The organism is Spirosoma endbachense (genome assembly GCF_010233585.1).
Taxonomy (GTDB): domain Bacteria; phylum Bacteroidota; class Bacteroidia; order Cytophagales; family Spirosomataceae; genus Spirosoma; species Spirosoma endbachense.
The window spans coordinates 299,055-312,683 of record NZ_CP045997.1; the positions used below are offsets into that span (position 1 = coordinate 299,055).

At 47.2% G+C, this 13,629-nt stretch carries 11 protein-coding genes; 8 read left to right on the forward strand and 3 right to left on the reverse strand.

Annotated features, from left to right (window positions below):
- Positions 1-281: 281 nt before the first annotated feature.
- Positions 282-968 carry a peroxiredoxin family protein gene (locus tag GJR95_RS01100; protein WP_232541041.1) on the forward strand — a complete coding sequence of 229 codons (687 nt, stop codon included), beginning with the start codon at positions 282-284 and terminating at the stop codon, positions 966-968.
- 153 nt (positions 969-1,121) lie between these two features.
- The gene (locus tag GJR95_RS01105) at positions 1,122-2,381 is read left to right on the forward strand and encodes a BamA/TamA family outer membrane protein (RefSeq protein WP_162384135.1); all 1,260 of its coding nucleotides are present in this window, start codon (positions 1,122-1,124) and stop codon (positions 2,379-2,381) included.
- Between the two features lie 9 nt (positions 2,382-2,390).
- Here GJR95_RS01105 and GJR95_RS01110 read toward each other — a convergent pair whose 3' ends face one another.
- Positions 2,391-3,266 (reverse strand): mechanosensitive ion channel family protein, encoded by an 876-nt coding sequence (locus GJR95_RS01110; RefSeq protein WP_162384136.1) that lies wholly within the window; start codon positions 3,264-3,266, stop codon positions 2,391-2,393.
- 114 nt (positions 3,267-3,380) lie between these two features.
- On the opposite strand from GJR95_RS01110, the gene GJR95_RS01115 reads away from it, so the two are divergent.
- Positions 3,381-4,559, forward strand: a complete 1,179-nt coding sequence (locus tag GJR95_RS01115; protein ID WP_162384137.1) for a cysteine desulfurase family protein — start codon at positions 3,381-3,383, stop codon at positions 4,557-4,559.
- A gap of 77 nt (positions 4,560-4,636) precedes the next feature.
- Here the strand turns inward: GJR95_RS01115 and GJR95_RS01120 are convergent, their stop codons facing one another.
- Positions 4,637-5,230, reverse strand: a complete 594-nt coding sequence (locus GJR95_RS01120) for an NAD(P)H-dependent oxidoreductase (RefSeq protein WP_162384138.1) — start codon at positions 5,228-5,230, stop codon at positions 4,637-4,639.
- A 440-nt stretch (positions 5,231-5,670) separates the two neighbouring features.
- Between GJR95_RS01120 and GJR95_RS01125 the strand changes: the two genes are divergently transcribed.
- The 5 genes from GJR95_RS01125 (at position 5,671) to GJR95_RS01145 (ending at position 12,053) form a co-directional block, all read left to right on the forward strand.
- Complete coding sequence (locus tag GJR95_RS01125) at positions 5,671-7,860, forward strand: sensor histidine kinase (protein WP_162384139.1); 2,190 nt, start codon at positions 5,671-5,673, stop codon at positions 7,858-7,860.
- A 195-nt stretch (positions 7,861-8,055) separates the two neighbouring features.
- Positions 8,056-8,961: an alpha/beta hydrolase gene (locus tag GJR95_RS01130; protein WP_162384140.1), complete on the forward strand. Its 906-nt coding sequence runs from the start codon at positions 8,056-8,058 to the stop codon at positions 8,959-8,961.
- 504 nt (positions 8,962-9,465) lie between these two features.
- Positions 9,466-10,920: a decarboxylating NADP(+)-dependent phosphogluconate dehydrogenase gene (gene gnd / locus GJR95_RS01135; protein WP_162384141.1), complete on the forward strand. Its 1,455-nt coding sequence runs from the start codon at positions 9,466-9,468 to the stop codon at positions 10,918-10,920.
- A gap of 206 nt (positions 10,921-11,126) precedes the next feature.
- Positions 11,127-11,504 (forward strand): retropepsin-like aspartic protease, encoded by a 378-nt coding sequence (locus GJR95_RS01140; RefSeq protein WP_162384142.1) that lies wholly within the window; start codon positions 11,127-11,129, stop codon positions 11,502-11,504.
- 240 nt (positions 11,505-11,744) lie between these two features.
- Positions 11,745-12,053: a hypothetical protein gene (locus GJR95_RS01145; protein ID WP_162384143.1), complete on the forward strand. Its 309-nt coding sequence runs from the start codon at positions 11,745-11,747 to the stop codon at positions 12,051-12,053.
- Between the two features lie 444 nt (positions 12,054-12,497).
- On the opposite strand, the gene GJR95_RS01150 is transcribed toward GJR95_RS01145, so the two are convergent.
- Positions 12,498-13,625, reverse strand: a complete 1,128-nt coding sequence (locus tag GJR95_RS01150; protein WP_162391516.1) for a trans-sulfuration enzyme family protein — start codon at positions 13,623-13,625, stop codon at positions 12,498-12,500.
- Positions 13,626-13,629: the final 4 nt, after the last annotated feature.

The window sequence follows — 13,629 nt, forward strand, 5'->3', positions numbered from 1 at the left end:
TGAAACCGCATCGGCGGCCCGGCGCAACGGCGGCCCGCTTATAGGTTTGTAATCAATCACATTCAGGACAATTATGTATAAAATATAAATGGGCAGACCACTAATACTGGACTTCAACAAAAAGGTCACTTCCAACAGAAGTGACCTTTTTGTTTTAAAAGAGACACTGGCGTGAATTTTGATTAGATAAGGATTACGTATTGGGCTGAGTATAAACCATTGGCCCTAAGTCTATTCTTATGCTATTCTATAAACAAGTAATTCTTACGGCCCTAATCGCCATGTATGGAACATTTTGCCAGGCGCAGGTCGGCGTTCAGAAAAGGAGCATCCATGTCAATCGACAGATTGATGAACTAACACCGATTATCAATCAGTCAACGGGTCAGCACGTAACGCTGGAAGAATATAGCCAGCTTAGTAAAGCCGATCCGCATGCCTATCATTTAGTGCCAGATTACAACGAATTTGGCCAGCCGAGCTCGTACGTTCTCAGAACTGCTACGGCAGAGGAGCATGAAATGCACCAGTTTCGGGATCGAAATCCGGCAAAACAGCCCAAGGCCGGGCAGCTAATCGCACCGTTTTCAATGACTGGCCTTGATGGCAAGAACTATCGCTCAGCTGATTTACGCGGCAAAGTGGTCGTCTTAAGTTTCTGGATTAGTCTTGATAAGCCATTTTGGGGCGATAAAGAAGCCTCTCAATTTACTGATGCGTTAAAGCCCTCCCAGGCTCAGGAAGCTCCGGTGGTGTTAGGTATTTTAAATAGTGAACCTCCGGGAGCGACCCTTAATTCGTTGCCATTTATGCCCATACCGAATGCGTATGGCTTTCATGGAAAATACCATATTACAAGTATTCCCACGTTTGTAGTCATTGATAAAACCGGCAAAGTAGCGGCCAATCTGCAAGGGCCAGGCGCTTATGACAAACTCAAAGAAGTATTGGCTACTGTAACGAAATAGAGAATAGGCCATAAAGCCTTGATGGGGGCAAAACCGTTATTGCGATCTCACACCATAGCTAGTTTACTACTTCTGGTTCTGATTACATAGCAAATGAACGGAATGTTAAGCGAATCGGTTGGCCGTAATTAGAGCGACCAACTAGAGAAAAATATGTATCAGCCGGTTTTCGGCATTGCCAGGCAATGGGTACTGCGCCGGTTTCTGCTGGTTAGTTTTTTATTGAGTCTACGGGCAACTGCGACGATCTATGCGCAGGTCGATTCGGTGGAATTGTTGCAAGAGCAATTTACTCTTTCGCGGCAGGATACGTCTGCCGATATCTGGGACGTATATTACCGATTCATCAACAGGAAAGGGCACCGGCCAGCCGAACGGGAACAGCCCGGATTCCACCCATCGATTTTTCCGGAATTAGCGTATGCGTTGCAAACCGGTTTTGCTGTGGGGTTGAATGCGAATCTGGCCTTTACAAGCGCTGATCCTAAGCAGAATATCTCGATCATTACGACTACACCGCAATATACACAGTACCACCAGATTATAATCCCTGTCGTGACGAATCTCTGGACGAAAGGAAATCGCTACAATATTCTTAGCGACTGGCGGTATTATGATTATTCGGCCGACAATTTTGGGTTGGGTGGATTTGCGCCCGCTGATGCCGATGACCGACTTATGTACTCCTATCTGCGTTTGCACCAATCGGTTATGCGGCAGCTAGTGCCCAATTTCTCGGTCGGAATTGGGTATGCCCTCGATTATCACTGGCGCATCCGCGACCAGAATAATACACCACAAGTAAATGATGACTTTCACAACTATAATGCTACAGAACGTACTGTATCGTCAGGACTCATGTTTAGTGTTCAATACACAACCCGACGAAATCCCAACAATCCAGAGGGGGGCTTTTTTGGAAATGTAATGGTGCGGCCAAATATGCGCTTGCTGGGCAGTGATCAGAATTGGCAGGCAGTTGTCGCCGACTTTCGAAAGTATGTTTCGTTTCCTGAAAACACGCGTAACATCCTGGCATTCTGGAGCATGAACTGGTTGAGTTTCGGCGGGCAGGCTCCCTATCTGGATTTGCCCAGCACGGGCTGGGATACGTATTCAAATCTGGGCCGTGGTTATACGCAGGGTCGCTTTCGCGGCAGAAATTTAGTGTATCTGGAAACCGAATATCGCTTTCCGCTGCTCACGAATGGCCTGGTAGGCGCTGTTGTGTTTGCCAATGTCCAGGCTTATAGCGACTGGCCCAGCAACGCGTTCGATCGGCTCTTGCCTGGTGGAGGGGCTGGCCTTCGTATAAAAGTGAATAAGCACTCCAATCTCAACTTTTCCTTCGACTATGGGTTCGGCATTGGTGGATCGCAGGGATTATTTCTAAATCTGGGTGAGGTTTTTTAAGTAAACCAGTTATTTGTCCGATTGCTCTGGCTGGGGAGGAGCGAGTTTGTTTTTCAAATCGAAGGTTTGACCCGCAAAAACAATCAGAATCTGGTTTTCATCAAATGTTCGTTTTACCGCCATCATCGCTTCACTGAGAGCCGCCTGATGACTCGTCGAATTGTTGATCCAGAACCAGAGTACAAACTGGACATTGGCGTCGGCAAAATTACGGTAGTGTAATTCGACCGGGCGATCCCGCAACACGAAGGGAAGTCGGCTGACGGCTGCTTTAGCTACCTGTTGCGCTTTGGCTAAATCATCGATATAAGACACACCGGCCGCCAGTTCAACCCGTCGCTGGCCAATACGGGAGAAATTGGTAATAGGCTTCTGGAATACGTCTTTGCTGGGAATTTCTACCGTTTGGCCCTGCCCATTGTCAATCACAATCGAGCGGAGTTTAATGTCCAGTACTTTCCCCGTATACCCGTTCGTTTCGACCACATCGCCAACCTGAATCGGCCGGGCGAAGGCAATCATAGCACCCGAAATGAAATTGGTTGTCAGATCCTGAAAAGCAAAGCCAATTGCCAGCGCAATAACACCTGCTCCAGCCAGAAGTGAGGTCACGGTCTTATCGAGTCCTAATACGCCCAGTGCTACAAAAAAACCGACTGCCATTACAAAAACGCGGGTAACGGCTCCGGTCAGGTTAATGAGTGAAATATTATTGCTGATCGTATCCAGTCCTCGCACCACCCAGCGACTAAGCCAGCGTGATAGAAACGTAAACACAACCAGCAGTAAAATGGCTACTGCTATCTTGGGGGTGAAGCGAATCGCGGTGCGAATCCAGTTTGACAGTTCAGCATAAATCAGTCCGGCGGCAAGTGAAAAATCCATAGAATGTATCGTGGTGGTGAAAGGAGAACGTCAGAGGTTCGGATTGTGTTTCGTCATTACAGCGGTTAACTGTACCTTTGTGGTATTGATAGCTGCCTCTATAATCAACAAACAATGACACCTACCGCTGCCGTATACCTGGATAATGCTGCGACCACCCGGCTCGATCCTGAAGTTTTAGACGCTATGTTGCCCCTTATGACTGAGCAGTTTGGCAATCCTTCGTCTATTCATAGTCACGGTCGAACCGTACGCACAGCCATTGAAAAAGCACGCAAAACGGTTGCCGGATTACTGAATACATCGCCAGCCGAAATTTTCTTTACATCGGGTGGCACCGAAGCCGACAATACCGCAATTCGGAGTAGTATTGAAACCTACGGTCTGACGCACGCAATTACGTCGCCACTGGAACACCATGCTGTGCTGCATACGCTTGAACATTTAGCGAAGCGGGGAACCATTCAATTAAGTCTGGTAAATATCGACGAAAAAGGTCATATTGATCTGGCGCATCTGGAAACATTGTTGCAGAACAACCGCAACACTGGGCAGACCCGTTCGCTGGTATCGCTGATGCACGGAAATAACGAGATCGGTACTATCCTGAACCTGACTCGGGCAGGAGAAATTTGCCGGGCCTATGAGGCTATTTTTCATTCCGATACGGTGCAGACAATGGGCCATTTTCGGCATGATCTGCAACAACTGCCGGTCGATTTTATCGTTGGAGCTGCTCATAAATTTCACGGCCCCAAGGGTGTAGGCTTTCTCTATGTCAATGCCGAACGCGCAAAAATTCATCCCTTTGTTCATGGGGGAGCGCAGGAGCGTAACATGCGCGGAGGAACCGAAAACGTTTACGGAATTGTTGGACTGGCCAAAGCGCTGGAAATTGCTTACCGCGATATGGATACGCATCGCCAATACATTACGTCTCTGAAACGTCGGATGATTGAGCAACTTCGCGAAAAGATGCCGGATGTGCGATTTAATGGCGATTCGGCCGACGTGGAAGCTAGTTTATATACCGTTCTGAACGTTAGCCTGCCTGCCTCCGACATGAGTGATATGCTTCTGTTCAGTCTGGATATTGCCCGAATTTCGGCTTCGGGTGGTTCTGCCTGCTCGAGTGGTTCGAACGTTGGTTCGCACGTACTGTCGGCTCTGCCAGGGCTTGATCCCGATCGTGGCTATGTCCGGTTCTCATTCGGTAAATACAATACGCCAGCAGAAATTGATTATGCCGTCGATACACTGGTTGGCCTTTATCAGAAGGAATTGGTGAAATAACCAATGTAAAAACCAGAAGCGGGGAAAGTTGTCTTTTAGATACTTTCCCCGCTTCTGGTTTTTACTCGATCCTAAATCTATTCCACTGGCTCACTGATGATCCAGCGATGAGCCACGTTTAGGGTGTAGTGAAGAAATGCCTTAGCTGTTCGGTCGTAGACTTCGTGGCCAACAAAATGTCCGCTTTCATCCAGATTCTTATCGGTTTCGTGCGATTCGTATAGTTTTGGTGATACAATCGAATAGCTGTTGGTAAAACTAATTGTCTTATTAACAACTGTAGTCATATCTAATGCGGGTTGGCGGCCACCCCGACCATTGGAGATGCCAACCATCACAAACACTTTATTGTCGAACAGGTGTCTAAACGTAGGAACACCTAGTTGATGAACCACATTCGTGGCTTGTGGTGGGGCCGTCCAGTTATATTCAGGCATGGCGAAAAGTACAAGATCTGCCGATTCCCAGACATGAATCAATTCTTCCTGAAAAGGCGTAAGCGTATCTTTTTTAACCGAGCCCTGGCCTACGTATGGAATGTCGTAATTCTCGAAATTAACTATTGAAACCTCGTGTTGCCCAACTTCAGCCAGCAGATGCCGGATGTAGTTGACGAAGCGCAGTGAATTACTGTTTTTGCGCGACGAGGTAGAAATCAAGGCAATTTTCATTTGTCAGGTTGCTTCTTATGCCTGAGAAACCACAGTGATAAGGGTTTAGTTTCTTGAGGCCACAGCACTTCTGGTTACAATCTATGTATCTGAATGTAGGTCTATTGGTAAAATCGTCTTTTGGGCATATAACCATCCCAGTGTTCGCTTAATTACAGGATTTGCCCGGTTACCAAGGAATGTCGTGTTACACTTGACCAGATTGACCCACATAAACAGCACGGTGGCTTAAGTCAGTAATAGCTTTCACACAGGGTGCTCAACGTGAAGGAGTTGTAAATTGATTTTGCCGGTAAAAGAGCACTGACGGTTGATGCCGCTAAACTTCCGGTTGGGAGACTCACCTGATCAATTCATACAAACTTAGCTTGAGTTAAGCGGTGAGCATGATCAATTTTAGGCCATCCTTGATATTGTCAGTCTATTGACTACCAGCTCCTATGCGTTTAATTTTTGGGCTATATCTACTTTTTGGCATCTTAACCCTGCCCGCCCTGCATGCTCAACCAAAGGCCGATGTGCTTACGCTGCCTTTAGATGAAATATTGCCCGATGAATACTGGCGATTTAAGGCGGGCAACAACCCAGCCTGGGCCAGTCCTTCTTACAATGATCGGCAATGGATAAACAGTTCACCATCATCGCTGCTGCTTCAGAATCGACCGCTTTGGCAGACAGGACAAGGATGGTTCCGGTTGCCAGTTCGGATCGACAGGCCCCTGGTTGGCCTCAAATTGCAGCTCAATATCAGCCAGTTTGGTACGTCCGAATGGTACCTCGATGGTCGGAAGGTGGCAACGCTCAAGCCATCGGCTAAGGGCTGGGCGGCTTCCCAGCGAACGCTACAAACCCTTTCATTTCAGCTAGCCGATACCAATCAGCACCTGCTGGCGGTCCATTACAGTTTCCAGCCCGAACCCGTCTACTATGCGGCTACTGGCCAGGTACCGTTCGAAACAACGGCTTATATAGCCAGTCAGGCAAGCCAGACAATGGTGAACTGGCATCGCCTGATCACAGGCTTGACCTTCTGCTTATTGAGCGTATTTGCGCTGTTGAGTGTGCTTCACCTGCTATTCTACAAAGCGAATCCCAGCCAGGTGGTCAATAAATGGCAAGGATTGGCGATGCTTTGCCTGGGGTTGGGTACGTTACTGGATGCACTGGGTGATTTTCCGGTAACTTTAACGACATATTCCCTGATAAGTCTGGTCTGCGAACTGACCTGCTATTTAGGGTGTGGCTTTCTCCTGAGGGCAGTCTATCAGTATTTAAATCAACCTGTTGGCTGGCTTTTTCGGGTGTTGATTGGGTGTCTGGTCATTATCTTCATCTACAGTCTCTGGATTGATAACCCATCCAGCATTCTGATGTCGGTGGTACTATGCACACTACTATTCGACTATGTGCGGGTTAGTTGGCTGGGTAAAAAGCAGGCAACTGCCGACGCCCGGCTTCCCTGGAAATCCCTCAAGGTAGCCTTCTATGCCTTACTGGGAAGTCCTCTGGTTTTGATACTATTAATCGTGATGGGCCAGAGCGAAAACCTCGACCTGTTTGTGTATGCGACCCTGCTCCTGGTGGCGGTGGCATTCCTGAGTATTCCGCTCGGGTTTTCACTCTCCCTGGTCAGCGACTACACACAAACCCACCAGGCTCTGCGCCAGAATTTGCAGCAAGTGGAACAGCTTTCACGCCAGACCCTGGCCCAGGAACAGGAGAAGCAGTACCTGCTGGCCGAGCAGAACCAAACCCTCGAACGACTGGTGCACCAGCGCACGGCCGCCCTGGAAGAGTCGCTGGGGGAATTGCGAAGCACGCAGCACCAGTTGATTCAGGCCGAAAAAATGGCCACTCTGGGCAAGCTCACCAAAGGCATTGTCGACCGCATTCTTAACCCGCTCAACTACATCAACAACTTTTCCCTCAACGCCCAGGAACTGCTCCAGGAAATGCAGACAGCGAATCAGAAATACCTGGCAACGATTCCCGCCGAAGAACAGGACGATCTGAACGATACGGCAACGATGCTGGCCCAGAATTTGACCAAGATTCATGAGCATGGCAACAGCACAGCCCGAATTTTACAGGATATGCGGAAATTACTCAAAGAGCGCTCGTCAACTCTGGTTGTCACGGACTTAAATCCCTATGTGACGCAGCATATCGACACGGCGTTGCAGAAGGCGAAGGCTAAATATCCTTCCTTGTCGGTTCAACTCGACCTCCAACTCAGTCCGCAAGCGACTCACGTGCATTTACTGCCGGTTGAGTTTAGTGAAATACTGACCAGTCTGGTCGATAACACCTGTTACACGCTGGCCGAAAAGAGTCATCGGGAAAAGGAGTTTGAAGCCCGGCTGGAGGTTAGAACGCAGGTCGTCAATGAGCAGGTTCAGCTACAGGTTCGTGACAATGGGCGTGGAATTCCGGCCAGAGAGGCCAGCCAGTTATTTAATCCATTTTTCACAACAAAGCCTACGGCCAAAGGAACAGGTCTGGGTTTGTTCATGAGTAAAGACGTGGTTGAGTATCTGAATGGTCAGATGCAGATTGAGTCGGTGGAGGATCACTACACTCAGGTAACAATCCTATTGCCGCTCTGTGGAGAAGTGCTAAGTGCAGCCTGATAAGTCGGTAATAGCGTAATAGATCAAGTAAGGTTCGTATTCATACCTGGCCTTTCGCTTCGAGCCACGGTCCGCCGTGGCTCGAAGCGAAAGGCCTACAACTTGATTTCGACTAGAATTTCCAGTAGCATTCGGCTCCTGTCAGCTTTACATGACGCTACTCAATGGCCACGAATACCATCTTAATATCGCCGAATGATCAAAACTATTTATTTATTCGCCATTACTTTTTTATGGGGAACTGCCGGTTTAGCTCAACAGGAAATTCCTTTATATCCCGGCTCTATCCCGAATGCCAAAGAAACACCTGATGAAGAAATCAGGCGAGCCGATCATGTGGTTTCTCAGGTGTCCCGTCCTACACTATCTGTATTTCTGCCGCCCAGCGGGAAAGCCAATGGGGCGGCCGTTATTATTTGTCCCGGTGGTGGTTATGGTGTTTTGGTGATTAAACGCGAAGGTTACGATGTTGCTGAAGCGTTTACGAAAATGGGCATTACCGCTTTTGTGTTGAAATATCGGTTGCCAAGCGATAAAACGATGCCCGACAAATCCATCGGTCCCTTGCAGGATGCTCAGCAGGCAATAAAAACGATTCGGCAACGGGCTACTGAATGGAATATTGACCCGAAAAAGCTGGGTATTATGGGATTTTCGGCGGGGGGGCATCTGGCCGCAACGGCGGGAACACATTTTTCGAAATCATTGATCGACAATCCTGCGAACATCAGTCTTCGGCCCGATTTTATGATTCTGGTTTATCCAGTTATCAGTCTGTCCGAAAAAATGGGACATTCGGGTACAAGAACAAATCTATTGGGAGCCACTCCCAGTCCTGAACAAATCAGCCAGTACTCCAACGAAGCGCACGTAGAAATATCTACTCCACCAACCTTCCTGACCCATGCGGGCGATGACAAGGTGGTGCCGGTTGCGAATAGTCTGGTTTTTTACGAAGCGTTACAACGGCAGGGTATTCCGGCTGACTTGCATCTGTACACCAAAGGAGGACACGGGTACCTGCAAACCCCCGCTTTCGACGAATGGTTTGGGCGTTGCCTGCATTGGCTTCGGCAAATGGAGATAACGCCAGGGCCATGAATGTTGAATTGCTCCAATCCTTTCGCAAGGCTGTACAACAATTACTTTAGAGGCAAAAGCAGGGAGATTGACAATCAACGAAACGGCCAGGTGTTCTACTGGTTCACCATTACCTACGTTCACATGATCTTTAAACAGATGCTGAATCTGCTGTTGTGTAAGCACAAAAAGGCCGCAGAACAAGTTTAAAACGTACTTTATGGGGAAACCTCGACCCCGTTGGAGTAAACATGCATTTGTATCCGGTTCGATTAATCAACCAGTTTTGCCATACATTTGCGAACTGGATGTTCATACGCGTTAGTCTGGGCATGCTATTTCAAGTAAAATCCAAATGGGCAATCGTTACCAGAAGAAGAAAAACTCATTGTACAAGAGCAGGAACTGAAGGTTCCTGGCAATCGGTAAAAATGCTTAAGGCATTGACATGAGTAGGAGAACTGGTAAGCAGGTTTTACTATCAACACGCGTAATTACAAGTCTAATTCAATAAAGTAAATCATAATGACAAAATCTGCAGATATCGGCTTAATCGGTCTAGCCGTAATGGGTGAAAACCTTGTGCTTAACATGGAAAGCAAAGGGTTTACCGTAGCTGTTTACAATCGAACAGTTGAGAAGGTGGATAAATTTATTCACGGAAGAGGAGCCGGGAAAAACTTCATTGGCGCCCATTCCATTGAAGAATTGGTCGCTTCTCTAGAACGTCCCCGTAAGGTGATGCTGTTGGTAAAAGCTGGACAAGCCGTGGATGATTTTATTGAACAGATCATTCCCCATCTGGAACCGGGTGACATTATCATTGATGGTGGTAATTCTTACTTCGTAGATACCATTCGCCGAGCCAAGTATGTAGAAAGCAAAGGTTTTCTTTACATTGGAACGGGTGTATCTGGCGGAGAAATTGGTGCATTACATGGCCCTTCCATGATGCCTGGTGGCAGTGTTGAAGCCTGGCCAGCAGTGAAAAATATTTTTCAGTCGATTGCGGCAAAAGTTGACGATGGTACGCCCTGCTGCGATTGGGTAGGGAAAGATGGTGCTGGGCACTTTGTGAAAATGGTGCATAATGGTATCGAGTATGGCGATATGCAGATTATAGGCGAGGCTTATCAGGTCATGAGAGATCTGTTGGGTATGAGCGCTGATGAGATGCATGAAGTATTCAAAAAGTGGAATACTGAAGAGCTGGATTCGTACCTGATTGAAATTACCGCCGACATCATGGCCTTCAAAGATGAGGACGGCAAACCGATGGTGGATAAAATTCTGGATACCGCCGGGCAAAAAGGTACGGGTAAATGGACTGGCACGGCCGCTCTTGATCTGGGTATACCACTAACCCTGATTGGAGAATCGGTCTTCGCTCGTTTTCTATCGGCGCAAAAAGATATGCGGGTAGAAGCCTCGAAAGTAATTAGCGGACCCAAACCCACATTTAGTGGTGACAAGGCACAACTGCTGAACGATTTGAAAATGGCACTTTATGGTGCTAAAATCATTTCGTATGCACAAGGGTATAATCTGTTTATGGCTGCTGCCAAAGAGTACGACTGGAAACTGAATTACGGCGATATTGCCCTGATGTGGCGGGGTGGTTGCATTATTCGCTCGGCGTTTCTTGGCGATATCAAAAAAGCATTTGATACCAATCCAGAGCTTCCCCATCTGCTGCTTGACGGTTTCTTCAAACAAAAAGTTGAAGGAGCTCAGGATGGGTGGCGACGTGTATGTGCTGCCGCCTTAATCAATGGTATTCCGGCTCCAGCACTTACATCCGCGCTTTGTTATCTGGATGGTTTCCGGAGTGAGTGGCTACCTGCAAACCTGCTACAGGCGCAGCGGGATTATTTTGGAGCCCATACGTACGAACGGATCGACAAACCACGTGGCCAGTTTTTTCATACGAACTGGACAGGAGAAGGCGGGGATACCGTTTCGACGGCGTACAATAACTAAGTGGGCTGGGTTTGTTAACGATATGGTTTCGGTTACTTAAAACTGACATGGTGAGGTTTAGAGAAACCGCGTCGTTCAAACTGAATGCATATTGAGAAACCGTAGGGGTCAGGTTCTTCAACCTGACCCCACATAATTTACAGTTAAAACGACTTACGTTTATCCCAAATTAGCTGGCTGAATCGTTATTTAATTCCTTACTGATTATGTGGACGTTAAAACTTTATGTACTTGTTCTTTGCACAATTTCGTGCCAGCCAAATTTTGGCCAGGAAACAAAACAGCGAACAGAATCAGCGAGAAATTATGAACTTTCTTTTCAATTGACGGAGTCGAATAATCTTTCTATAGAAGCCATATTGAATGAAATTGACACGGTAAATTTAATGGTTCATACGGCCGCTAATTCTGTTACATTAACCGAAGAGGCCATCCAGAAATTAAAAAGCTTGACATTTGCCGGAACCGATAGTGTAAAAAGCTGGGGAGGAGGAGGTAATTCGTCGAGATTCAGTAAAGGCAATACGCTGCAAATTGGCGAACTAAAATGGCAGGGTGTATCGATATGGGAGAATAAAAATTGAGGCCCGAAGACAGATGGGAAGTTTGGCAAAGATCTTTTTGGAGACAAGATCATTGAATTTGACTTTGAGAAGAAACTCATTACACTCTATACCAGTCTGCCAGATAAAGCTACTACGTTTGAAAAACTCAACCTAACAAATGAAAATGGAAATCTATTTCTGGAAGCAGGCTGCGAAATAGGTGGTCAATTATTTAGTAACAAATTCTTACTACACTCGGGTTATTCAGGAACTATTTTATTGGACGATAAATTTACTGATGAAACTAAAATTGACGAAAAACTAAAAATTATTGCTGAGAAAGAATTGAAGGATTCTTTTGGTAATAGTTTAAAAACTAAAAAAGCAATTTTGACAGCATTCTCGATCGGTAGTGTGAAATTATCAAACGTGCCAGTAGGATTCTTTAAAGGAGCAATCGGCAGGCAAAAGATGAGTATTATCGGCGGATATTTATTAAAGCGATTTACAATACTAATTGATTCACAAGCAGGCACTATTTATCTAAAAAGTAACAATTTGGCTAAATTAGATTATGCCAATAGTTAACTAAAAATAGCTCAGCAATTAGCCTCAGTTAGGAATAAATGTATTTAACTGGTTTGTGATTAACTGCAAAAAATTGCTGAAATGCCAACCCACTTTGACACCGGTAAGCGGATAGTACGTAACGTCAGGCTTATTGGCGTGGAATCAGGTCGGTTAGCGTGAGGTCAGGTTCTTCAACCTGACCCCTGCACGAGGTTTCTTAAAACCGAGTATATATTCTGGATGAGTTTTGTAGAATCGCTTTGACTTGTCGCCTTCGCTGTGTCGGTCGGTTTTAAGAAACCGACACCACAACTCTACATTACCACATTGGCTGCTTAACTAATGTGTCGGGAATGATTTGAATGATTACAAACCTATAAGCCGGGCCGCCGTGCGGTTTCAAAAACCGTATAGGTTTGTAATGGCCGAGTACTAGTTTATTTGTTCGAAATGACACAGAAATCAGCGGAGGGCGTCCAAAGCCTGAGCCAGATCGGCAATCAAGTCTTCAGCATGCTCAAGCCCAACCGATACACGCAACAGGTTATGAGGTGTTGCCGAAGTTGGCCCTTCAACACTGGCTCGGTGCTCAATCAGGCTTTCTACTCCACCCAGGCTCGTTGCCCTGGTGAATAAATGCAGCTTGCCAATAAATTGGAGCGCTTTGTCGGCCCCTCCTTTGACCTGAATTGACAACATAGCCCCCGGCCCGTTCATTTGCTGTTGTATTAAAGCCCGGTCGGGGTGATTTGGTAAGCCCGGATAGTGGATTGTCTCAACAGCTGGATGACCATCCAGGAACTCTCCAATAGCCTGAGCCGTAGCGGTTTGTGCCCGAATCCGAACGCCCAACGTCTTGATGCCCCGGCTGATCAGCCAACTGTCGAAGGGCGAAGGTACTGCACCCGAAAGCCCCTGCAATGTGCGGATACGTTGCGCAAACTCATTGTCGCGTTTAAAAATCAGAGCCCCACCTAATACATCGCTATGGCCACTCAGATACTTGGTGGTCGAATGCATGACAACATCACAATTGAAATCGAAAGGTCGCTGAAGCGCGGGAGTCGCCCAGGTATTGTCACAAACGCAGATGGCTCCGGCATCATGAGCCATACTGCTGATGGTCAGCAAGTCGGTGATTGCCAGCATGGGATTCGATGGCGTTTCGCACCAGACAACCCGGGTATTTTCATGAATAGACTGCTGTACAGCATCAAGATCTCTCATATCTACCCGCGTATAGGTTAAGCCCCAGGGGTGAAAAACCTGTTCGAGCAGGGCTGGCGTTCCATAATAAGCATCAGCAGAAAGCACAACATGATCGCCCGGACGTAGCGCCTGAAATAAAGTCATTGTGGCAGCCTGTCCTGACGCGAACGCCATACCAACGGCTCCGCCTTCAAGCGCGGCCATAGCTTTTTCCAGGGCTTCGCGGGTTGGATTATTGGGGCGAGTATAGCCAAAGTTGGCTGGTAGCTCATTCGCTTCATTGCGGGCAAATGTTGTTGAGAGGTAAATGGGCGGAATAACGGCTCCGGTTGTTGCGTCGGGCTGGTGAGTAGCGCGGAGGGCGAGGGTATCGAAATGAATCATA

Bases quoted from the DNA above. Each gene is read 5' to 3' on its own strand.
- GJR95_RS01120 (WP_162384138.1), bottom strand. From the start codon at position 5,230: ATGAAAATTGCCTTGATTTCTACCTCGTCGCGCAAAAACAGTAATTCA.
- GJR95_RS01100 (WP_232541041.1), top strand. From the start codon at position 282: ATGTATGGAACATTTTGCCAGGCGCAGGTCGGCGTTCAGAAAAGGAGC.
- GJR95_RS01115 (WP_162384137.1), top strand. From the start codon at position 3,381: ATGACACCTACCGCTGCCGTATACCTGGATAATGCTGCGACCACCCGG.
- GJR95_RS01130 (WP_162384140.1), top strand. From the start codon at position 8,056: ATGATCAAAACTATTTATTTATTCGCCATTACTTTTTTATGGGGAACT.
- GJR95_RS01125 (WP_162384139.1), top strand. From the start codon at position 5,671: ATGCGTTTAATTTTTGGGCTATATCTACTTTTTGGCATCTTAACCCTG.
- GJR95_RS01140 (WP_162384142.1), top strand. From the start codon at position 11,127: ATGTGGACGTTAAAACTTTATGTACTTGTTCTTTGCACAATTTCGTGC.
- GJR95_RS01105 (WP_162384135.1), top strand. From the start codon at position 1,122: ATGTATCAGCCGGTTTTCGGCATTGCCAGGCAATGGGTACTGCGCCGG.
- gnd (WP_162384141.1), top strand. From the start codon at position 9,466: ATGACAAAATCTGCAGATATCGGCTTAATCGGTCTAGCCGTAATGGGT.
- GJR95_RS01110 (WP_162384136.1), bottom strand. From the start codon at position 3,266: ATGGATTTTTCACTTGCCGCCGGACTGATTTATGCTGAACTGTCAAAC.